Raw genomic sequence first — 23,251 nt, forward strand, 5'->3', positions numbered from 1 at the left:
TTCCTCCAAACCTAAGCATTTTTTCTGTCATAACTTAAATTCTTAAATTATTTATCCTTTTTTTTGTACATATTTTTTGCTTTTAAGAAATCTTTATAATTATTAGTAAAATAATGCTTTCTTTCATCTTGCAATACATAATAAATGTAGTCTGTAGTTTCAGGATTTAATGCTGCTTTAATACATGCTTTACCTGGAGAACATATAGGCCCTGGCGGAAGCCCTTTAACCTTATACGTATTATAAGGGGATTCAATTTTTAAATCTTTTAAATATAATTTACGTCTATGCTCCCCAATAGCATATAGTACAGTGGCATCCGTCTGAAGCATCATACCTCTATCCAATCTATTAACAAATACTGATGCGATTTTAGTTCTATCCTCATCTACTCTAGCTTCTTTCTCTATTATAGATGCAACAGTAATTAACTCTTGTAAATTGTCAATTTTCTTATTTTCCTCTTTTTCAATCTTATATAATATTTCTTGAAATCTATTTAACATCACATGGATGATCTTTTCTCCATTAGTTCCCTTTTGAAACTCATATGTATCAGGAAATAAGTATCCCTCTAAAGCGTATTTTATATCATCTCTGTTTTTTATAAAAGAAGGCACTTTATATTCTATGCAGCTTCTAATAAACTCATCTTTAGAAAGTATACCACTTTTACCTATTATATCAGCTATTCCTTCAATATCGCACCCTTCTGGAATTGTCACGCGAATGGAATAGTTATCACTCAATCCCTTATTCAAAATTTCTACAAATTCATTAATAGAAACACTATTAGGTATTGAGTATTTACCTTGTTTAATATTTGTATCTAGTTTCTTATTTTTAATATAGAATTTAATTAAATACTCATTTTTAATCAGCCCATTATTGTCCAATTCACTAATAATATTAAACAAAGAATCTCCTTTATGTACAAAAACTGGTACTACACCAGTTTTTGTATTAAAAGGATGTTTTATGTGATTAGCAATTTTAAATGTTATCAAGCCTGCTATAGATAATATAGCAATTATGACTGCGGTAAATACCTTTTTATTTTTCATGGATTCACCTCATAAAAAATAATTATTTTTTTCTCGAAGCTCTCTTTCTTTCAGTAGCATCTAATATACTTTTTCTCATTCTTATATTTTCAGGTGTTATCTCAACATATTCATCCGAAGCAATAAACTCAATGCATTGTTCCAAACTCATCTGAACTGCTGGAACAAGTTTCAACGCATCATCAGCACCTGATGATCTTGTATTAGTTAACTGCTTTTTCTTACATACATTTACATCTATATCTTCTGCTCTTGAAGATTCTCCAGCTATCATTCCTTCATAAACTTTAGTTCCTGGTGTAATAAATAATCTACCTCTCTCTTGGGCATTAAACAACCCGTAAGTTACAGCCTCACCAGCTTCAAAAACTACAATAGAACCTCTTGTTCTCTCAGGTATATCCCCTTTATAAGGCTCATAACTATGGAATATATGATTCATTATACCATTACCTTTTGTATCAGTCATAAATTCATTTCTAAATCCTATTAATCCTCTAGCTGGTATTGTGAATTCTAATCTTGTATATCCATTAACAGCCGAAGTCATATTTACCATTTCTGCTTTTCTAGGTCCTAATTTTTCCATAACTACTCCCATAAATTCCTCAGGCACATCAATAGTTAAATACTCAATAGGCTCAAGTTTTACACCATTCTCTTCATGAAATATAACAGATGGTTTAGATACCTGAAATTCATATCCTTCTCTTCTCATAGTTTCAATTAAGATTGAAAGATGTAATTCTCCTCTACCACTTACTTTAAAAGAATCTGCTGAATCTGTCTCTTCAATTTTTAGACTTACATTTGTCTCTAATTCCTTAAACAGTCTATCTCTTACCTGTCTAGAAGTTACATAATCTCCTTCTTGTCCTGCTAATGGTGAGTTATTAACCATGAAATACATACTTAATGTAGGCTCATCAATATCTACAAAAGGTATGGCTTCTGGGCAAGCCGTATCAGCTATAGTCTCTCCAATATTAACATCTGGTATACCTGCAACAGCAACTATATCACCAAGTTGTGCTTTATCTACTTCTTCCCTTTTTAATCCATTATATACATATAGATTTGAAACCTTAATATTCTTTTTAGAACCATCTCTACCTATTACAGTTATTTGTTGATTTTTAGAAATACTTCCTCTTTCAATCTTTCCTATACCAATTCTTCCTACGTATTCATTATAATCAATTGTTGTAACTAATAGTTGAAGTGGTTTATCTAAATATCCTGTTGGAGCCTTTACATTTTTTATTATAGCGTCAAACAAAGGTTCCATATTTTCATCTGGGTCACCTAATTCTTTCTTTGCATATCCACCTTTTGCAGATGCATATATTATTGGAAAATCAAGTTGCTCATCATCGGCTCCTAATTCAACAAACAAATCAAATACTTCATCAATAACTTCTTCTGGTCTTGCATTAGGTTTATCAATCTTGTTAATTAAAACTATAGGTTTTAAATGTAATTCTAAAGCCTTTTTTAGTACAAATTTAGTTTGAGGCATAGCACCTTCGTAAGCATCAACAACTAAAAAAACGCTATCTACCATTTTTAATACACGCTCAACCTCTCCACCAAAATCGGCATGTCCAGGTGTATCAACTATATTTATCTTAACACCATTGTATGAGACAGCCGTATTCTTAGAAAGTATTGTTATACCTCTTTCTTTCTCTAAATCATTTGAATCCATAACTCTTTCTTCTACTTTTTCATTTTCTCTAAAAACATGACTTTGCTTTAACATCGCATCTACTAAAGTAGTTTTACCATGGTCAACATGGGCAATAATTGCAATGTTTCTTATATCGTTTCTTGTAAATAATTCCATTTAATTTCCTCCATATTTTTACACTATATCGTAAATTATTTAATACACAAATAAAAATTGGATACTTTTTAGTATCCAATCTTACACTTATCATACTTATTCTAATATTATAAGTTTAAAAAGTCAACATTTGTAAAAAACTTACTTTTTTTATCTAGAAAAATATCTACGTCTACAACTTCATTTAATATTTTGATTATATCTTCCCATAGTATGTCTAGATATTTCTCCTTCATAACACCACAATCACTTATATCTCCATGATTATTGGAAGTATCATTGGTTTTCTCTTAGTTTTTTCGTATAGGAACATTCTAAGAACTTCTTTTACTTTTGACTTTATAACTGCCCATTCGGTAATGCACTTTTCTTCACACTCTCTTAAGGCATCTCTAACTATAAGTCTAGCTTCTTCCATTAAATCTTCAGACTCTCTTACATATACAAAACCTCTAGAAATTATATCTGGTCCTGCTATTACCTTTCCACTATCTCTAGCAATAGTAACAACTACTGTAAGTATACCATCTTGTGAAAGATGCCTTCTATCTCTTAAAACAATATTTCCAACATCACCAACACCTAGTCCATCAACAAATACCTTTCCTGATGACACAGTACCACTTTTCTTGATATATTCTCTAGTAATTTCAATCACTTCACCATTATCAGCTATAATAACGTTTTTCTCCGGTAATCCTAGCTTAACAGCCAAATCACTATGTTGTTTTAACATTCTATATTCTCCATGTACTGGTATGAAAAATTTAGGTTTTACAAGTGTATGCATTAATTTTAATTCCTCTTGACATGCATGCCCTGAAACGTGAACATCTGCAAGTGCTTCATATATAACATTGGCACCTTGTTTAAACAACTGGTTAATTACCTTTGAAACTAATTTCTCGTTTCCAGGTATGGGAGTTGCTGAAATAATTACCATATCTCCCTTAACGATATTAACTTTTTTATGATCAGAAGATGCCATTCTAGAAAGAGCAGACATTGGCTCTCCTTGGCTTCCTGTAGTGATAATAGTAATCTTATTGTTAGGATATTTTTTAATATCATCTATACTGATTAAAGTTCCCTCTTCATATTTCAGGTAACCAAGTTCTGATGCAACATTAACAATATTCTCCATGCTTCTGCCTGAAACTGCAACTTTTTTTCCAAATTTAGATGATGCAGAAATTATTTGCTGAATTCTATGAACATTTGAAGCAAAAGTAGCAACTATTATTCTACCGTCTGCTTTTGAAAATATATTTTCAAAAGCTTCCCCAACAGTTCTTTCAGACATGGTGTAACCAGCTCTTTCAACATTTGTACTATCAGCCATCATAACTATAACACCTTTTTTACCTAATTCAGCAAATCTAGCCAAGTCAGCAACCTGACCATCAATAGGTGTATAGTCAATTTTAAAGTCCCCTGTATGTAGAATAATACCTAGAGGTGTATGAATAGCTATTGCAACTGAATCAGCAATACTATGACTAGTTCTAATAAATTCAATAGACATATTTTCAAGTTTAACTATATCTTTAGGTTGTATTTTACATAGTTTACTAGAACTTAAAAGTCCATTTTCTTTTAATCGATTCTCTACTATGCCTAAAGTTAGTTTTGTTCCGTATACTGGTACATTCAATTCTTTTAAAACATAAGGCAGAGCACCGATGTGATCTTCATGTCCATGAGTTAAAAATATACCTTTAATTTTCGCACTATTTTTAACCAAATACCCTACATCCGGTATAACCACATCGATACCTAACATCTCATCATCTGGAAAACTAAGTCCGCAATCAATAACCACTATTTCATTTTTGTATTCAATAGCTGTTAGATTCTTACCTACTTCGTTCAACCCACCTAAAGGAATAATATTTATTTTATCTTTTTCTCTTCTCAATACCCTACCCTCCTTTTTTATTTTTTAGTTAACAAGTATTGTAATTAATTTATTTTAATTTTTTAAAACATTCATCACAAATTCCAAAAAATTTAACACTATGGTTTTCTATTTTAAATTTATATTTCTCTTCAACCTTTTTTTCTATTGAATCAAGCAAGTCACCTTCTACTTCAATAACATTTCCACATTTAGTACATATCAAATGGTGATGTTGATGTATCTCATCTTCATTGACTAGTTCATATCTATTACATCCATCATCAAGATTTAATTTATAAATTACACCAATTTCCTCCAATAACTGAATAGTTCTATATACTGTCGCTAAACCAATTTCAGGACACTCTACTTTTACAAGATCATATAATTCTTCAGCAGTAAGATGATTTCCTTTTTTTTCAATGACCTTATTTACTATAGCTCTCCTTTGTGGTGTCAATTTATAACCTTTCAACTTTAATTTTTCTTTTATTTTTTCAATCTGTGTTGGAGATACTTTAGACATCATAAAACCTCACTTTTAATAAACATGCTCACTATTTCAAGATTTACATCTACATTTAGTTTAATATTATTTTATAGTTTTGTCAATTGATAATCATTATTGAATTCCATACTAGTTGCTTAATTTTGTGCATCTCTTTCTAAACTTAAAGTTTCATATGCTTCTGTAACCATTCTAAATTCTTCATCATCTTCTATAGTTACAAAAGTATCCTCATCTATTCTGAAAGCTATAGCTTCATATTCCTCATCTTCTACTGGAGTAACTATTACATATTTTTTATCTTCTATATCAAATTTCATTATTAATTCAAATTCAACTTCATTATTATCTTCATCTCTTAATACGATTGTATTAAAATCATTTTCCATTGTTATCGCTCCCTTATTATAAACTATCTAAATATCCCTGTAAAATATACACTGCAGCCATCTTGTCGACTATTTTTTTTCGCTTAGCTCTAGACAAATCAGCTTCAAGCATTGCTCTATGCGCGGCTGCGGTAGTAAGTCTTTCATCCCACATTTTTAATGGCATTTCTATATTTTGTTTTATTATTTCACAAAACTCAATAACTTTTTCTCCTTGAACACCTATTGTACCATTCATATTTTTAGGCAACCCACAAACTATAGTTTCTACACCATACTCTGCACATATTTTACTTAATTCTTGTATATCATAGTCTATATTCCTTCTCCTAATTGTAGTTATTCCTTGAGCAGTAAATCCTAATGGATCACTTACTGCAACTCCAATTGTTTTATCCCCAACATCTAAGCCTAAGATTCTCATAAAGCTTCTCCTTGTATATTATGTGTAATGTTAAAATAAAAATGCCCAAAAGGGCATTTTTATTTAATTGATAAATAAGCTTTCAGAACCTCTTCAAGAATTTCATCTCTTTCTAATTTTCTTATCAGTGCTCTAGCTCCATTATAATTAGTAATATAAGTAGGATCCCCCGAAATCAAGTATCCAACTAATTGATTAAGAGGATTATATCCTTTCTCTTCCAAAGAATGATTTACTTGATTTAAAATTGTTCTTGTTAAATCTTTTTTATTTTTTTGAATGTCGAATTGCATAGTATTTTCGTTGTTCATAACTGCTTCACCTCTCTTTTTAGATATGCAGTTCAGAATACTTATTTACTTTAAGCTTATTATAAACTAAATCTAATAAAAAGTATACTATTTTACTAAATCTTCCATAATTTTTCCAACATATTTTATTGCTTCATCAAGTTTTTTAGGGTTTTTACCTCCAGCTTGCGCCATATCTGGCCTTCCACCACCGCCGCCGCCAGCTATTTTGGCAACTTCTTTTACAATTTTACCACAATGAACACCTTTAGCCAAAATATCTTTTGTAGCCACTGCAATAAACTGAACTTTTTCTCCACTTGTACTTCCAAGAACAACTAGACCACTGCCCATTTTATCCTTAATCTTATCAGCTAAATCTCTTAAGGCATCTCCATCTATGTCCTTTAATGTTGCTGCAGTATATTTTACACCATTTATTTCTTTAACATTTTCCAATATTTCATTTTCTGAACCACTTGCAAGCTTAGCTTTCAATCCAGTAATTTCTTTATCTTTATCTTTTAGCTCATTTAATTGTTGAGTTAATTTATTAAGTATTTCTTTTTCTGAACACTTAAGAGTTTGAGCAATTTCTTTTAAAATTTCATTTTTCTTATCTACAAATCTCAATGCGTTTTCTCCTGTTACAGCTTCTATTCTTCTTATTCCAGCAGCAATTCCACTTTCAGATAAAATTTTAAATAATCCTATCTTACCAGAATTATTAATATGTGTTCCACCACAAAGTTCTGTACTGAAATCGCCTATATTTACAACTCTAACTTTATTTCCATATTTTTCATCAAATAGAGCTATCGCTCCTGATTCTCTTGCTTCTTCTAAGGTCATAGTTTTAGTATCAACATCATGAATTTCCATTATTTCTTTATTTACAAGATCTTCAATTTGTTTTATCTCTTCTTGAGTAACCGCTGTAAAATGTGTGAAGTCAAATCTTAATCTTTCCTCATCAACATATGATCCTGATTGATTAACATGATCTCCAATTACTTCACGTAGCGCTGCATGAAGTATATGTGTAGCACTATGATTTTTTGCAATATTTTCTCTTCTCTTTTCATCAACCTTAAGTGTTACCTCTTCTTCCAAACTTATACTGCCCTTTTGTACCTCTACAAAATGAACTATTTTTCCTCCAATATTCTTTTTGCAATCTTGAACCTTAGCAATAAAGGCGTCAGTATAAATTGTACCTTTGTCACCTATCTGTCCTCCCATTTCAGCATAGAAAGGTGTAACTTCTGTAACAATAATACCTTTTTCTCCTTCTCCAATAGAAGATGCAAATTCATCTTCTTTAATTATAGACATAACTTTAGAATTTAATTCTAAATTATTATACCCATCAAATGTAGTTTCAATTTCAGCAGGTATTGTATCAAGAACCCCTACATCTGTTCCCATATAAGTACTTTTTTCTCTTGCTGCTCTTGCTCTTTCTCTTTGCATTTTCATTTCTTCATTGAATCCATCTAAATCTACACTTATTTCTTTTTCTTCCAAAATCTCCTGTGTTAACTCAACTGGAAATCCATATGTATCATATAATTTAAATACTTTATCTCCAGATAATATTTTTTTATTTTCCTTTTGAATTTCACCTATATAGCTTACTAGTATTTCCATTCCTGAATCTATAGTTTCACTAAATCTTTCTTCTTCTATAGATATAATTTTTTTAATGTAATCCTTTTTTTCTTTAATTTCTGAATAAGCAACTACTGAATTTTCCACTACAGTATCTACTATTTTATTCAAAAAAACATCTTTTATTCCAAGAAGTCTACCATGTCTTGCAGCTCTTCTAAGCAATCTTCTTAGAACATATCCTCTACCTTCATTAGAAGGAAGAACGCCATCACTTATCATGAATGTAACACTTCTAATGTGATCTGTTATTATTCTAAGAGAAATATCTTTAGTTCTATTTTCTCCATACTTAGTTCCTGCTAATTCCGATGTTTTATCAAGAACGCTTTTTATAGTATCTACTTCAAAAATAGTATCTACGCCCTGCATAATTGTAGCCATTCTTTCAAGTCCCATACCTGTATCAATATTAGGAAACTGTAATCTATTATAATTTCCATCTTCATCTTTATCAAATTGTGTGAAAACCAAATTCCAAAATTCAACAGCTCTATCTGCATCTGATTTTTCAACAAAATCTTCAGCTGATACTATTTCTCCCTCATCTTTATAAAAATGTATTTCAGAACATGGTCCACAAGGACCAACTCCATGTTCCCAGAAGTTATCTTCTTTACCTAACCTAAATATATGTTTAGGATTAACATCTGTCTTTGAAGTCCATAATTCATAAGCCTCATCATCATCTAAGTATATAGTTACATATAGTTTTTCTTTTGGTAATTTCAAAACTTCTGTAACAAATTCCCATGCCCAAGGAATAACTTCATTTTTGAAATAATCTCCAAAAGAAAAATTTCCAAGCATCTCAAAGAAAGTACCATGTCTTGAAGTCTTTCCTACATTTTCAATGTCTCCAGTTCTTATGCATTTTTGGCATGTTGTAATTCTTTTTCTCGGCGGAGTTTGCAGTCCTGTGAAATAAGGTTTTAAAGGTGCCATTCCTGCATTTATTAGCAATAAACTTTTATCATTTTTAGGAACTAATGAGAAACTATCTAATCTTAAATGTTCCTTACTTTCAAAAAATTTCAAATACGCTTCTCTTATCTGGTTTAATCCCATCTTTTCCATTTTCATTTCCTCCATACTCAATACTAATTTTTTGTAAAACAAAAAACTCTCATTCCTTACAAGTAAGGGACGAAAGTTTTTCCGCGGTACCACCCTAATTATATATAACACTATATATCACTCAAAAATAACGGCTCTTAGATAGCTTCAATATCTGTTTTAAGAAGTTTACACCATCCACTTCCTCTCTGAATAAAACACAATATTTACTCATTCTCGTCACTGCCTTATATATTCATTTGTAATTACGATATAATGATTATAAGAAAAAATAGTATTTATGTCAATATAATAACTATAATATTGACATAATATATCAAAATAAATAATAATTTAAATCTTCATATATAACTTTAATTATAACACTTATAGGTACAGCTAAAACCATTCCTAAAAATCCCCCAACTTTCTCACCTATAAGCAAAATTATTATAACCCCTACAGGATGTATGCTCACACTATCTCCTGTAACTTTAGGTGAAATTATATTTCCCTCTACAAATTGAATTACATACAACCATGCTGTAGCATATAAAGCGGTTTTAGGTGATGTCAAAAAAGCTACTAGAATGCACGGTATTGCTCCAAATATTGGACCAAAATAAGGTATAATATTAAAGACTCCATTTAGTATAGATAAAATAACTGGAAATTTTACTCCTACAAATATTAATATTGCGAATGTTACCATAGTTATAAGTGTACATAACAAAAACTGACTTACTATGTATCTTCCTAAAATTTTATCTATATCCTTATTTATTTTCTTTATTATTTCTCTACTTTTTAATGGACATAAAAGTAAAACTTTACCTTTTAAATACTCACTATCACACAAAAAATAATATACAATTATGGGAATTATAAAATATGCTAATATATTCTCACTAATTTCAGCTCCAAATTCCAATATTTTATTAAATAAACTTATAAAACTTTTATTAATCTTACTATTAACTGCGTTAAAAAGAGTATATATTATTTTATTATTACCTGTTGGTTTTAATCTATGGTACAAGCTTTCAAAATATTTGCCGAATTCTTCAATGGTATTACCTATATTTGAACTTTCTTTCAATATTGACGGTACTAAAATTGTAAAAATAATAATAATCCCCAGAAATAACCCTGATATAAGTAATGCTGCAGAATATTTAGGTTTTATCCCTTTTTTAATCAGTATTTTTTGAAGTGGTTTTAGACTATACGCTATAATAAATGATATTAATAATAGAGAAATTATTTCTTTTAATATGGATATCCTTGAAATAATAAAAATACAACTCACGATTATAAATAAATATACTGCATTTTTTATTGATTTATTTTTTAAACTTCTATTTAGCTTCATCCGTTCGTACCTACAATATCGTGAGGCATCGTTTTAAAATTCATTTTACTGTTTTTCCCATAATACAAAATATTTTTTTCTCCTAATATTAACTCCTTAGTCAAAAATATTTTTTTCCCATTGATGAAATTAGCAATTAACCCCTTTGAAACAACCACTCCAATAATTTCAAAACTAAAGTTATCAAAAATTATATCTTCCATAATACCAATTACATCCCCACACCTGTCTAAAACATCTATGCCTTTTAAAGTGAAAAATTCAAGCCTTTCCTCTCTAAAATTCTTTTTGATTATCATATTGTTATTAAAAGATATAATATCTTTTTTTAAAACATTTACACTTTTATGAAATAAATTATACGAGGATATATTAAATCCTATAACAAAGCCTTCATTAAAATCAATTAAAATATCTTTTATAAAACCTATTTTTTTACCTTTTATGTCCACTACTTCCATTAGTAAAAAATCTTTACTTCTATACATATCATACTCCATTCTAGCAAAAACATATATGCATAGTATTTCCTATTATACTAAATATATTACCTATTATAATCGAGTTTTTATTATTATAAAAAAGAGATAAAATTCAGATTAACTAAATTTCACCTCTTTTTATAGATACACATTTTTTTTAATATTCTTTCTTATTGGTTTTATTAAATAACAGCTTCAATTGTTCCACCGCCAATAAGAATATCTTGTGAATAAAAAACTACACACTGCCCTTTAGTAATTGCTCGCTGCTTATTTTCAAACTGAACTTTTACTTTGCCATCTTCCAGTGGACTGATAGTAGCTTTACTTCTTGACATAGAATATCTTATTTTGGCTTCTACCTCCATCGGATTCTCTAGTTTTTCAAAAGGAATAAAATTTATGTCCTTTGCAATCAAAGAGGTTTTAAATATCTCCTCTTCTTTTCCAACTACAACCTGATTTGTTTTGGGTAATATATCAATTACAAATACAGGTTCTCCTAAAGCTAAGCCTAAACCTTTTCTTTGTCCAATAGTATAATTAATTATTCCTTTATGCTGACCCAATACTTTGCCGTTTTTATCAATAAAGTTTCCTCTTTTTACTTTTCCATTAGTTAGATTTTTAATATACTCACCATGATTATTATCTGGAATAAAGCATATTTCCATACTATCCTTTTTGTTATGCACCTCTAGTCCGATTTCCTTAGCTTTTCTTCTTATTTCATCCTTAGAATATTCTCCACAAGGCATTAAAATATGCTTTAAAACTTCTTGGCTTAGGCTATATAACATATAAGTTTGATCCTTTTTCTGATCTTCTGCGGCAGCAATTATATACCTTCCATTATGCTCCTCTATTCTCGCATAATGACCTGTAGCAATATATTCTGCACCTAACTCTTTAGCCTTATCCAGCATTGTGCCAAACTTTATTTTTTTATTACAGACAGCACAAGGATTAGGGGTTCTTCCATTCATATATTCATCTGCAAAATAATCAATTACATTTTCTTTGAAATCATCTCTTAAATCCAGGATATAGTGAGGAATATCCAACATTTCAGCAACTTTTTTTGCATCCTCTGCAACATCTACTTCTGAGCACAAACGAAGAGTTACTCCTATAACATCATACCCCTGCTCTTTTAAGAGATATGCTGCAACAGAGCTATCTACTCCTCCACTTAATCCAATTGCTACCTTTTTCTTCATCTCATCACCTATTATTTATAATTGCAACTATTCATGATCATGTCCATGTACATGATCATGAATGTGCTCTGAATGATTTTTTGTTTCCCATGGTTCAAGCCCATTTTTTATTCTGAAATCATTTATTGCCTTATGAATAGCTTCTTCTGCAAGAACTGAACAGTGCATCTTAACTGGTGGAAGTCCATCCAATGCTTCTGCAACTGCTTTATTACTCAATCCCCAAGCCTCTTCTAAAGTCTTTCCTTTTACAAGTTCAGTAGCCATACTTGAGGAAGCTATTGCAGAACCACAGCCGAAAGTCTTAAATTTAACATCAGTAATTATATTGTTTTCAACTTCTAAATATATTTTCATTATATCCCCGCATTGTGGGTTACCAACTTCACCAACTCCACTTGGATTTTCAATTTCTCCAACATTTCTAGGATTTCTAAAATGATCCATAACTTTTTCTGTATACATAATTATTTTTCTCCTTTCTCAATAAGAAATTGCTCCCAATATGGTGACATTTCTCTTCTTCTATTTATTATTTCTGGTATTACTTCAATAGCATAATCCACATCTTCTTCTGTTGTTCCTTCTCCCAAGCTCAATCTTAAAGAACCGTGAGCTACGCCATGAGACAATCCTATTGCTAAAAGTACATGAGATGCTGATAAATCACCAGAAGCACAAGCACTTCCTGTTGAAGCATATATCCCTTTATCATCTAAATCTAACAATAAAGTTTCTCCTTCCACTCCAACAAAACTAATATTAACATTGCCCGGCAATCTATTATCTCCTGTAGGTCCATTTAATTTTGCATAAGGTACTCTATCTAAAAATTGTTTTATAAGTTTATCTCTATATCTTTTTAATTTTTCATTTTCCTCATTCATATTTAAAACAGCCAATTCAATAGCCTTACCCATTCCAACAATTCCTGGAACATTTTCAGTACTTGCTCTTTTATTTCTTTCCTGTCCGCCTCCATGAATTAAGTTTTCTAGTCTTATTCCTCTTCTTATATAAAGAGCACCTACTCCCTTAGGCCCATAAAATTTATGTGCCGCCATAGAAAGCAAATCAATGTGCATGTCTTTTACATCTATTGGCACATGTCCTATAGCTTGAACTGCATCTGTATGGAATAAAACCTTCTTTTCTCTACATATTTCTCCAATTTCTTTTATTGGCTGTATAGCCCCTATTTCGTTATTTGCAAACATTATAGAAACCAAAATAGTGTTATCTTTAATAGCCTTCTCTACATCTTCTACACTTACTAACCCTTCTTCATTCACTGGCAAGTAAGTAACTTCAAATCCATTGTTTTCCAGGAACTTACATGTATTTAAAACAGCATGATGTTCAATATTAGTAGTAATTATATGGTTGCCTTTGCTTTTATGAGCATAAGCTATACCTTTTATGGCCCAGTTATCTGCTTCTGAGCCACCTGCTGTAAAATAAATTTCATCTTTTTCTGCATTTATAGCATTTCCTACTCTTTCTCTTGCTGTATATATAGCTTTTTTATTTAAATCTGATAAAGTATACAATGATGATGGATTACCAAAGCTTTGAGTAAAGTAAGGAAGCATTTCTTCCAATACTTCAGGCTTTGTATATGTAGTTGCTGAATAATCCATATAAACTTTTTTTGTCATTTTATTCACTCCTTATCTTTTATCATTTTTTTATAATCATCTGCCAAATCCTGCAGTGTAACCGTTTTAGTCACATCATCAATACTCTTTTTTATCTTTTCCCAAAGAAGTCTTGTTGAACAGCATTCAATATTACTATTGCTGCATACCCCTTCATCAACACATGAGGAGATCTCTATGGGTCCTTCCAATACCTCAATAATATCTGATGCTGTAATATCTTTAGGTTCTTTATTTAATATATAACCACCCTGAGCACCTCTAACACTTTTTATAAGTTTAGCCTTTCTCAGTGGCGAAAAAAGCTGTTCTAAATAGCTCTCTGATATTCCCTGTCTCTCAGATATGATTTTTATAGATACCGGTGCCTCACCATAATGTATCGCTAAATCTACCATAGCTCTAACACCATATCTTCCTTTAGTAGATAATTTCATTTAATCACTCCTCTTTAATTCCGAGTGCTTTGCTATGCTTTCTTCATAATATTATCAAATCCCACCATGTTTGTCAACTTTAATTACTACTCTTTATAATATATTTTTTTCTTCATTTCTTTAGGAAAGTACTCTTGTTCTACATAGTTTCCAATGTAATCATGAGGATACTTATACCCCACACTGCCCATGTCTTTTGCCCCTATATAATGCGTATCTCTCAAATGGGGTGGAACTCTAAATTGATTCTTTTTAGCGTCTTCAATTGCACTGTCTACAGCTTTTAGAACAGCATTGGACTTGTTTGCTTTTGAAAGATATATTATTGCCTGTGCAATAGGTATTCTTGCCTCAGGCATCCCCACAGTTTCCAAAGCATTCCAAGCAGCATGAGCTATTAACATACCATTGGGATCTTTCATTCCTATATCCTCTGATGCATGCACAATAAGTCTTCTTACAATAAATCTTGGATCCTCTCCACCAACAATCATCCTACCAAACCAATATAAGGCCGCATCTGCATCCGAACCTCTAATGCTTTTAATAAAAGCTGATGTAATATCATAATGACTATCCCCACTGGAATCATAATTTATTACTGGCTTTTGTATACATTCCTTTACTACATTTTTATCTATAATTATTACGCCTTCCTCATTTTTAGGAGTTGACAGCACTGCTAACTCAAGAGTATTAATAGCACTTCTTGCATCTCCTCCAGATAGCCTTGAAATAAGTTTGATACTATCATCATATATTTTTATCTTTAAATTACCATAACCTCTCTCTTTATCCTTTAAAGACAATAATAAAATTTCTGAAATATCCGCTTCTTTTAACTCTTCAAGCTGGAATATCTTAGATCTACTCAAAAGTGCTCTATTAATTTCAAAATAAGGATTTTCAGTTGTAGCACCAATTAAAATTACATTTCCTTTTTCAACTGCCTCCAAAAGTGCATCCTGCTGAGAACCTTTTTTCAAAGCATGAATTTCATCCACAAAGAATATTGTTCTTCTGCCATAAAATTTTAATGCTTCTTCTCCTTTTTTTATATACTCCCTTATTTCTTTTACACCTAGAGTAGTAGCATTTAATTTAATAAATTCACACTTTGTATCCAAAGATATTATATAAGCTAAAGTAGTCTTGCCTACTCCTGGAGGTCCAAATAGAATAATTGAAGTTAAATTATCACTTTCTATAAGCCGTCTTAGCAATTTCCCTTTACCTATTATATGTTTTTGCCCAATAAATTCATCTAAATTTCGCGGTCTCATTTTTTCTGCCAAAGGCTTTTTAACATTGTTCTTGCTCATTGCAAGATCAAATAAATCCATTATAACCCCTACCTTCATTTTATAAATTAAGTATATTTATTTTTGCGGTACAATAATAAAGTCAGCAAAATTTGCTGACTTTATTATATATAAGTTGCAATAAATACTATTCCTTCTATTAAAACTTTATTGAAGTTTTTTCATAAATTGATCATTCAATAATGAACATTGGTAATTGCAATATATACACTATCAAATAGTTATATGATTTGGATTAAAATCTATACATAATATATATTTTTTATTATCTGCACTTTCAAATACTGAGGATATTGTTGTACATAGATTTCCTGTTGCCAAAGATACATAAGGTTCAGTTATATATTTATTAAGCCCCATATTCTTTAAAAAATAATAATATTTTTTCAAAGAATGATTTGTACCTTTCTCTGCTGGATGGAATATAAGAGCTTTTTGATGAAGCATATTTTTGTAATATGTAACCGTATCACTTACTTGAACCCCTTTGTCATTCAGTACATATATACATTCAAAGACCTCATTATCTCCAATAACACTTTGCAGCATTTCATTAAACTCTTTTTCCGTTCTCTTTGATAATTCTCCTAAAACATTATCCATTATAACTTCATATCCCTTATGTTTTGACTTTTCTAAATTTATTTTATCTATCATATAATTTTCATATTGTTTAGCTGCATCTTGAACTTTATTTTTTGCTGCATTGATAAAATCATCATCAATTTCCTTGCAATTTCCAAAATACTTTCCTTGAATCATATCTGCACCTAATTCTATTACAGATAAAGCTTGCTGATGATTTTCCATACCATCCCCAACCACCAAGGCACCGATACTCTTACATAAGTTTATTAATGATTTAAAAATTTCTTGCTTATAATAATCATCTTCAATATTTTCAGTTATTGCCCCACTTATCTTAATAATATCCGGTTCAACATAGGATATCTTATCTAAATTTGCAAATCCATATCCAATATCACTTAAAGCTACTAAAAACCCTTTACTTCTGTAAACATTGATAAATTTCTTTAGGCTTTCTACATCTTTAACATTATCCTCTACAATTTCTAAAACAACATTTCTAGGGTTAATGTTAAACTCATTAACTAACTCCATAATAATTCCTGAACCAACAAATTTAGAAATTACAGATGCATTAATATTAAGGAATAAAAGCATTTCCTTATTTTCTTCATAAATCTTTGTAAATTTTTCAACTGCTTTTTCTCTATAAAGTCTATCTAAATCAATAGCAACATCCTCTTCTGCTGCATATTTTACAAGACTTTCTATTGCAATAATGTTATTTCCTTGTTTACATCCTATACTGTTAACCTCAAAACCTATAATTGATTGCTTTATTACTGATACTACAGGTTCAAAACAAATTTCTAAATTCTTATCTTTTATAACATTTTTTATATTTATTTTGTTATCCATGAATAGCCCGCCTTCCTTTGTAGATAATATTAATTATACTAAACATATCAATTATAATAAATTATTATAATAATTATATTATACTATAATCCTTTAAAAAATAAATTTAATACATGATTATATTTATAAATTATAATACTGATTTTAACTGTATACTTCAATAGGTAGAACTTTTTATTGACATACACTTATTTATCTCCTATACTTTGATTATCAAATATTTTGTACATCAAAGTATTAATATCAGATATAAAAAGGAGTAGATAGCATGAACTTACCACCTTTAAAAATAGGTGAATTAACCGCTAAGCTTCCTATTATTCAAGGAGGAATGGGAATTGGAATTTCTCTCTCTTCCTTAGCATCAGCAGTTGCAAACGCAGGCGGTATAGGGGTTATTTCCGGAGTACAAATTGGTTATAAAGAAGAGGATTTTGAAACAAATACTCTTAATGCAAATATAAGAGCTTTAAAAAAGGAAATACAAAAAGCCAGGAAATTAAGTCCCAATGGGATTTTAGGAGTTAATATTATGGTTGCAGCAACTCACTATAAAGAATTAGTGTTAGCTGCTGTTAAAGAAAAGATTGATTTAATAATTTGTGGTGCTGGACTTCCATCAGACCTGCCTAAATTAATAAAAGGTTCTAACACCAAAATAGCTCCTATTGTATCTTCTGGTAAAGCCGCTTCAGTCATTACAAGGATGTGGAAGAAAAAGTTCGATTATGTTCCTGATTTAATTGTAGTTGAAGGTCATAAAGCAGGCGGACACTTAGGTTTTTCTTCAGAAGAATTAGAGAATTCTACAGCAAAAGATTTACATTCTATTGTAAAAGAAGTATTATCTGTTGTTAAGCCATTAGAAGAGGAATACAATAAGCATATACCTATAGTAGCTGGTGGTGGAGTATTTAACGGAAATGACATTGCAGAACTTATTAAAATAGGTGCTGCCGGGGTTCAAATGGCTACTAGATTTGTGGCTACTGAAGAGTGTGATGCTCATATTAATTTTAAAAAAGCATATGTTAATGCTGGTAAAGAGGATGTTATTATAATAAAGAGTCCTGTTGGAATGCCAGGCAGAGCTATCAATAATGAATTTATTAAGTCTTTAAATAGCAACAATTCTTCAATAACAAAGTGCTATTCCTGCATAAAACATTGCGATCCTGCACAAACTCCATATTGCATATCTAAAGCATTAATTAATGCCGTTAATGGCAATATAGATAACGCATTGGTCTTTGCTGGTACTAATGCATATAAGATAGATAAAATTGTAACCGTTAAAGAACTTATGGACGAATTGGTTGCAGAAGCGGAAGCTAATCTATAACCAAAATATCCAAGAAAAAGAGAGTGGTAATCTGTGAACTGATATAGGTTCATAGATTACCACTCTCTTTTATATGCCTTAAATTTTCTCTTACTAACTTATAATTTGTAATTTCTCCATGTCCAGGTATTATATAATCAGCTTTAATTTTTAAATAGTTGTTTAAGGTTTCTTCATATACTTTGAAATTATTACAGGTCAAATAAGGATAAGGACTTTCAACATTATCACCTGCAAATAAAACATTGTCTTTCATGTCCAAACATGAAGCTGAATTATTTGTATGCCCAGGAGAATAAAAAAATTCAATTTCATCTTCAATAAAATTAATTTTATCCTTAAAAGTTACATTTGGAAGACATATGTTCACATTTCCTTGAGAATACTGTTTATATTTATTAAGCTCATCTAATGCATTCTTTTCTATATCATTTCTACATCTTGCATGAGAAATAATCATTGAATTTTCAAAAAAGCAATTACCCCAAATATGATCCCAATCAGAGTGAGAATTAAAAACTATTATAGTTTTTTCCTTTAAGTATCTATGAATAAATTTTTCTATCTCTACCATTGATTTAGGCCCTAAAAATGTATCACATAAGAAGAAATAATTCTTACCATCAATTAGATATACATTAGTAGTACAGTTAAATTCAGAATTTACCAATTCAAAAAATGTAAACACATATCCTCTTGAACCTAATTTTTCTACTTTCATATTTTTCACCTAGCATCTTTTGTTATTTTTATACTATATAGACTTATTCCGCGCTTTCCTAAAGTATTTTTTAATTCTTCTTTTAATTCATCATCAATCTTATAAGAAGAATTTATTAATTCAACTCCTCGTCGCAGCACTATATATATATCAGATCTCTTTACTATTCTTGATTTTTTAATTAAAGAAATATACCTCTTTGCATCTTCATTAGTCATTTCACCTTGAAGATTATTCACAAATTTGTTTATATTACATGTTGAAACTAATTTCCATACTTCAAGAAATGTACCTAACCCTAAAACAAGTAAAATTATAATGCTACTTGAAATACTTAATTTTTCTTCTTTATTATCGGTATTTACTTTTTCAATCTTAACTACTTCTTTAGATCTACCATTATTTTTAATTCTATACAATTTACCAGGGTCTAATTTTATACTATTCTCCCCATTATCAATGCCACCCCAATAATATATGTACTCACCGATAACATTTATTTCACCTGATGATTCATTATTAAGTCTAGTTTTATTGCTTCCATCTATTTTGATTTTATATAATCTATAATCCTCATTTGCATTTGCATAGTATATCCATTTATTTGATATATTGGCAAATTGCGAATTGTCATTATTAATCTTTGTATTGTTTTCTCCATTTATTCCTATCTTATATATTTTCTTTCCCTTAGTATAGTTTTGATAATATATATCATTTCCTATTATATCGATTAAAAAAGATTCCTCATCATTTATTTTTAATTCTTCACTTTCATCTAACTTTACTTTATAAATTTTATGATTATCAGATTCATTAGAATAATATATCCAATTCTCCCTTATAATCAATCCATATATTTTATTTTTTGAAATTTCTTTTTGTCCACTTCCATCCGTCTTGATTTTATACAGTTTTTGTCCATCTTTTTCTCTCATTCCGTAATAAATCCAGTTATCTATTACATTAATCCAAAAAGAACTCTCATTATTTAATTTAGTTCTTTCTGTACCATCTTTTTTCACTTTATAAATTTTGAAACCATCCTTAACATTAGAATAATAAATCCATTTCCCTGCAACATTGATATAATTTGGTATATCATCACATATTTGTGTTTCATTGTCACCATTAAGCTTAGACTTATATAATTTACTTCCATCAGCTATATTAGAATAATATATCCATTCCCCGTCTTTATTAATATATCCTAAATTTAAAATATTAGAGCTTGTATTTCCTTGCTCATTAATCTCTCCATAAACAATTTCATTGAAACCACAAAATAGACTAAATATTAGAAAAAATATAATGAATTTAATAGTAGAATGATTTTTCAAGGTCTTTCCTCCTTAAAATTTGTTTTTAATACTAATTAAGTATACAAACTCTTTTTTGTAAATTTTATCATAAAAAATAATATTTTACAAATATTCCTCAAAATATAACATGACCAGAAATATCTCTTCCTGGTCATGTTATATTAAATTTTTTTATTGAAAACTCATTTCAACTTTTTTATCTTTTATAATTAATCTAGCACTAAAAATATTGCCTTTCTTTGATTTAAAACCATTAATCATATCTGTTCTACCATACTTTATCAATTTTTTAATCTGTTCTACAGATACTTGAACTCCACATATAGTACCTACAAAAAATTTACATCCATTTTTCCAATTATCACAGCCATATCCCTTACTATTTCTCACTACTCGTCCATTATTACATATAGGGCACACCCCAAGCACATCATTTATTTTGCTTTCCTCTATGTCTATTCCTTTTTGTTCTTTAACTATCGAAACTAGGTATTCCGTATTTATAACATTGTTATGTTTAACTACTTTTTCCGCGTTGTTTTTTACATACATTTCCAACTTTCCCATAAAAACCTCTGAAGTAATAGCTCTATCCGCTACCATAGAAAGTCCTTTTTCCCAGCTTGCAGTTAGTTTAGGGTTCAAAAGACTTGGAATAGAGTCTTTTATAACTCTATAAATTACTTCTCCTTTTAAAGATGGAGTTAACACCTGAGTTTTTCTATTTGTTTTTATGTAATCTATTCTCTCTAACTTCTTCAATATCTCAGCTCTGGTAGCACTGGTTCCTATGCCTGAACCCTTTATTTGCTCTCTCAGTTCTTCATCCTCAATAAGCTTACCAGCATTTTCCATGGCAATGATTATAGACCCAGATGTATATCTTTTTGGCGGGGAAGTTTTTCCTTCCTTTATATCCATACTGTTTATTTTTACATTTTGCCCCTTTTTTAAGGAATTCAAAAATGCCATATCCTTCTTATTTTCACTCTCATTATTTTCCTGGTTAAGTACAACCAAATACCCACTTTCAACACATACTTTATCTGTTGTAAAAAAGCTTTCTTCTCCTATTTTTGTTTCTATTTGTATCTTACTATACTTTGCAGCTGGATAAAATATGGCCAAAAATCTTCTTACTACTAAATTGTATATATCTTTTTCTAATTTATTTAGTGAATTATAATTTCCAAGTCCTTCACCAGTAGGAATTATAGCATAGTGATCAGTAATTTTACTGTCATCCACATATTTTGTTTTTTCCAAATTTTCATAGCTTTTTTTACTAAGTATTTTCTCAGCTATTGTCTTAATTTCATTCATATCTTTAAAATAAGTTAATTTCTTTATATTCTTATGTATTTCCTTTCCCACTGCCTTAGAAAGCACCCTAGCATCTGTTCTAGGATAAGTAAGCATTTTCTTTTCATAAAGACTTTGAACCTTATTTAAAGTTTCATCTGGAGTAATTTTAAATCTTTTAGAACATTCATTTTGAAGCTCTGCAAGATTAAACAATAGAGGAGGATTCTTATTCTCCTTTTTCTTACTGATACTCTGGATTACTGCACACTCCTCTGTATTGCTTAATTTTTCAATAAGACTTTCGGCATCTTCACGTTTTTTGAATCCACCTTCATTATATAATAAATTCGTTTCAAAATACTTAGATGCTTCAATAGCTTTCCATTCACCATCATAATCCGTAGTATCATCAATTTTAAAATTAGCTGATATTTTATAAAAAGAGGTTTGCTTAAAATCTCTTATTTCTATTTCTCTACTAACAATCATACCTAAAACACAGGACATTACACGTCCAACAGCTATTACTACAGATTCTTCTCCTAAAATATTAGATAAGGTTCTACCATATATTAAAGTGAGTAATCTTGAAAAGTTTATTCCAAGCAAATAATCTTCTTTTGCTCTTAAATATGCAGAATCTGAAAGAGCATCATACTCTGAAAGCAACTTGGCTTCTTTGATTCCTCTTTTTATTTCCTCTTCAGTTTGAGAATCAATCCAAACTCTCTTTTTAACCTTATCTTTAACTCCCACCATCATATCTACTAATCTATATATATATTCTCCTTCTCTCCCTGAGTCGGTACATACATATATAATGTCTATATCATCTCTTAAAAGAAGATTCTTGACTGCATTAAATTGCTTTACTACCGATGAAATAATCTCATATTTGTACTCTTTAGGCAAAAACGGAATTGTATCCAAAGACCACTTTTTTAACTTTTCATTATAAGCTTCTGGATAACTCATAGTTACCATATGTCCTACACACCAGGTAAAAACCTCATTCTGACCTTCTATGAAACCATCACCCTTATTTCCCTTTACATTTAATAATTTTACAAATTCCATAGCAACAGATGGTTTTTCTGTAACATACAACGATTTTCCCATTTAAAAGCCTCACCATCTAAAATTTATTTTCATTCCATGGCTAATCGCCCTTAAGCCTCTGGATAATTCTAGCAAACCTTCAGATAGATTACAAACTTTGTCTCAAGGTTTGTTTGAATTACTATTTTAACACTTAACTTACTAAAAGTTATTTAGATAATTATTATAGAATATTGGTCTCTTTTTCGCAAGTTATAACAAAACAACCTTAAAAACTTAGCTTCTATTACATATATATAAGTTCTATTAAAGTTCCTACATTCTTACACATAGCCTATCTATTGTTTGTGTAGGAACTTTATTTATATGCTTAATAAACTTCTGTATAGTACTTCTTACTTGAGACAGTTTTTGGAA

At 29.9% G+C, this 23,251-nt stretch carries 21 protein-coding genes and 1 other annotated feature; of the genes, 1 reads left to right on the forward strand and 20 read right to left on the reverse strand.

The features are described from left to right. Positions 1 to 47: 47 nt before the first annotated feature. From mltG to OIO11_RS16605, 17 genes are all read right to left on the reverse strand, one after another. Entirely contained in the window at positions 48 to 1,064 is a 1,017-nt protein-coding gene (gene mltG, locus OIO11_RS16525) for an endolytic transglycosylase MltG (RefSeq protein ID WP_268072566.1), read from the reverse strand. Between the two features lie 22 nt (positions 1,065 to 1,086). Beyond that, a complete protein-coding gene (typA, locus tag OIO11_RS16530) occupies positions 1,087 to 2,910 on the reverse strand; it encodes a translational GTPase TypA (RefSeq protein WP_268072567.1) in 1,824 nt (607 codons plus the stop codon). Between the two features lie 107 nt (positions 2,911 to 3,017). After that, complete coding sequence (locus OIO11_RS16535; RefSeq protein WP_268072568.1) at positions 3,018 to 3,146, reverse strand: hypothetical protein; 129 nt, start codon at positions 3,144 to 3,146, stop codon at positions 3,018 to 3,020. A 14-nt stretch (positions 3,147 to 3,160) separates the two neighbouring features. Then, positions 3,161 to 4,828, reverse strand: a complete 1,668-nt coding sequence (locus OIO11_RS16540; protein ID WP_268072569.1) for a ribonuclease J — start codon at positions 4,826 to 4,828, stop codon at positions 3,161 to 3,163. 49 nt (positions 4,829 to 4,877) lie between these two features. Then, the gene (locus tag OIO11_RS16545; protein WP_268072570.1) at positions 4,878 to 5,336 is read right to left on the reverse strand and encodes a Fur family transcriptional regulator; all 459 of its coding nucleotides are present in this window, start codon (positions 5,334 to 5,336) and stop codon (positions 4,878 to 4,880) included. A 119-nt stretch (positions 5,337 to 5,455) separates the two neighbouring features. Further along, on the reverse strand, positions 5,456 to 5,707 hold the full coding sequence (locus OIO11_RS16550) for a DUF1292 domain-containing protein (protein WP_268072571.1): 252 nt from the start codon (positions 5,705 to 5,707) through the stop codon (positions 5,456 to 5,458). A gap of 16 nt (positions 5,708 to 5,723) precedes the next feature. Further along, on the reverse strand, positions 5,724 to 6,131 hold the full coding sequence (gene ruvX / locus OIO11_RS16555) for a Holliday junction resolvase RuvX (protein ID WP_268072572.1): 408 nt from the start codon (positions 6,129 to 6,131) through the stop codon (positions 5,724 to 5,726). Between the two features lie 59 nt (positions 6,132 to 6,190). Beyond that, complete coding sequence (locus OIO11_RS16560) at positions 6,191 to 6,442, reverse strand: IreB family regulatory phosphoprotein (protein WP_268072573.1); 252 nt, start codon at positions 6,440 to 6,442, stop codon at positions 6,191 to 6,193. A gap of 87 nt (positions 6,443 to 6,529) precedes the next feature. Continuing rightward, positions 6,530 to 9,169: an alanine--tRNA ligase gene (gene alaS / locus OIO11_RS16565; RefSeq protein ID WP_268072574.1), complete on the reverse strand. Its 2,640-nt coding sequence runs from the start codon at positions 9,167 to 9,169 to the stop codon at positions 6,530 to 6,532. A 62-nt stretch (positions 9,170 to 9,231) separates the two neighbouring features. Then, positions 9,232 to 9,401, reverse strand: a binding site (T-box leader). 84 nt (positions 9,402 to 9,485) lie between these two features. After that, positions 9,486 to 10,520, reverse strand: a complete 1,035-nt coding sequence (locus OIO11_RS16570; RefSeq protein ID WP_268072575.1) for an AI-2E family transporter — start codon at positions 10,518 to 10,520, stop codon at positions 9,486 to 9,488. Then, a complete protein-coding gene (locus OIO11_RS16575; protein WP_268072576.1) occupies positions 10,517 to 11,008 on the reverse strand; it encodes a PRC-barrel domain-containing protein in 492 nt (163 codons plus the stop codon). Before OIO11_RS16575 ends, OIO11_RS16570 begins: the two co-directional genes overlap by 4 nt. A gap of 176 nt (positions 11,009 to 11,184) precedes the next feature. Beyond that, positions 11,185 to 12,222: a tRNA 2-thiouridine(34) synthase MnmA gene (gene mnmA, locus OIO11_RS16580; protein WP_268072577.1), complete on the reverse strand. Its 1,038-nt coding sequence runs from the start codon at positions 12,220 to 12,222 to the stop codon at positions 11,185 to 11,187. Positions 12,223 to 12,249: 27 nt separating this feature from the next. Continuing rightward, positions 12,250 to 12,687, reverse strand: coding sequence for a Fe-S cluster assembly scaffold protein NifU (gene nifU, locus OIO11_RS16585; protein ID WP_268072578.1), 438 nt, complete (start codon positions 12,685 to 12,687; stop codon positions 12,250 to 12,252). 2 nt (positions 12,688 to 12,689) lie between these two features. Next, positions 12,690 to 13,880 carry a cysteine desulfurase NifS gene (nifS, locus tag OIO11_RS16590; protein ID WP_268072579.1) on the reverse strand — a complete coding sequence of 397 codons (1,191 nt, stop codon included), beginning with the start codon at positions 13,878 to 13,880 and terminating at the stop codon, positions 12,690 to 12,692. A gap of 5 nt (positions 13,881 to 13,885) precedes the next feature. Continuing rightward, positions 13,886 to 14,317 carry an RrF2 family transcriptional regulator gene (locus tag OIO11_RS16595; RefSeq protein WP_268072580.1) on the reverse strand — a complete coding sequence of 144 codons (432 nt, stop codon included), beginning with the start codon at positions 14,315 to 14,317 and terminating at the stop codon, positions 13,886 to 13,888. Positions 14,318 to 14,403: 86 nt separating this feature from the next. Continuing rightward, on the reverse strand, positions 14,404 to 15,660 hold the full coding sequence (locus OIO11_RS16600; protein WP_268072581.1) for a replication-associated recombination protein A: 1,257 nt from the start codon (positions 15,658 to 15,660) through the stop codon (positions 14,404 to 14,406). A 192-nt stretch (positions 15,661 to 15,852) separates the two neighbouring features. Further along, complete coding sequence (locus OIO11_RS16605; RefSeq protein ID WP_268072582.1) at positions 15,853 to 17,085, reverse strand: EAL domain-containing protein; 1,233 nt, start codon at positions 17,083 to 17,085, stop codon at positions 15,853 to 15,855. Positions 17,086 to 17,353: 268 nt separating this feature from the next. Between OIO11_RS16605 and OIO11_RS16610 the strand changes: the two genes are divergently transcribed. Next, positions 17,354 to 18,427 (forward strand): NAD(P)H-dependent flavin oxidoreductase, encoded by a 1,074-nt coding sequence (locus tag OIO11_RS16610; RefSeq protein ID WP_268072584.1) that lies wholly within the window; start codon positions 17,354 to 17,356, stop codon positions 18,425 to 18,427. Positions 18,428 to 18,476: 49 nt separating this feature from the next. On the opposite strand, the gene OIO11_RS16615 is transcribed toward OIO11_RS16610, so the two are convergent. From OIO11_RS16615 to OIO11_RS16625, 3 genes are all read right to left on the reverse strand, one after another. Further along, positions 18,477 to 19,148 (reverse strand): MBL fold metallo-hydrolase, encoded by a 672-nt coding sequence (locus OIO11_RS16615; protein ID WP_268072585.1) that lies wholly within the window; start codon positions 19,146 to 19,148, stop codon positions 18,477 to 18,479. 5 nt (positions 19,149 to 19,153) lie between these two features. Then, the gene (locus OIO11_RS16620) at positions 19,154 to 20,488 is read right to left on the reverse strand and encodes a DUF5050 domain-containing protein (protein ID WP_268072586.1); all 1,335 of its coding nucleotides are present in this window, start codon (positions 20,486 to 20,488) and stop codon (positions 19,154 to 19,156) included. A 153-nt stretch (positions 20,489 to 20,641) separates the two neighbouring features. After that, positions 20,642 to 22,894 (reverse strand): type IA DNA topoisomerase, encoded by a 2,253-nt coding sequence (locus OIO11_RS16625; protein WP_268072587.1) that lies wholly within the window; start codon positions 22,892 to 22,894, stop codon positions 20,642 to 20,644. Between the last annotated feature and the right edge of the window lie 357 nt (positions 22,895 to 23,251).

This window comes from Clostridium sp. ZS2-4, from assembly GCF_026719745.1.
Classification (GTDB): Bacteria; Bacillota; Clostridia; order Clostridiales; family Clostridiaceae; genus Clostridium_H.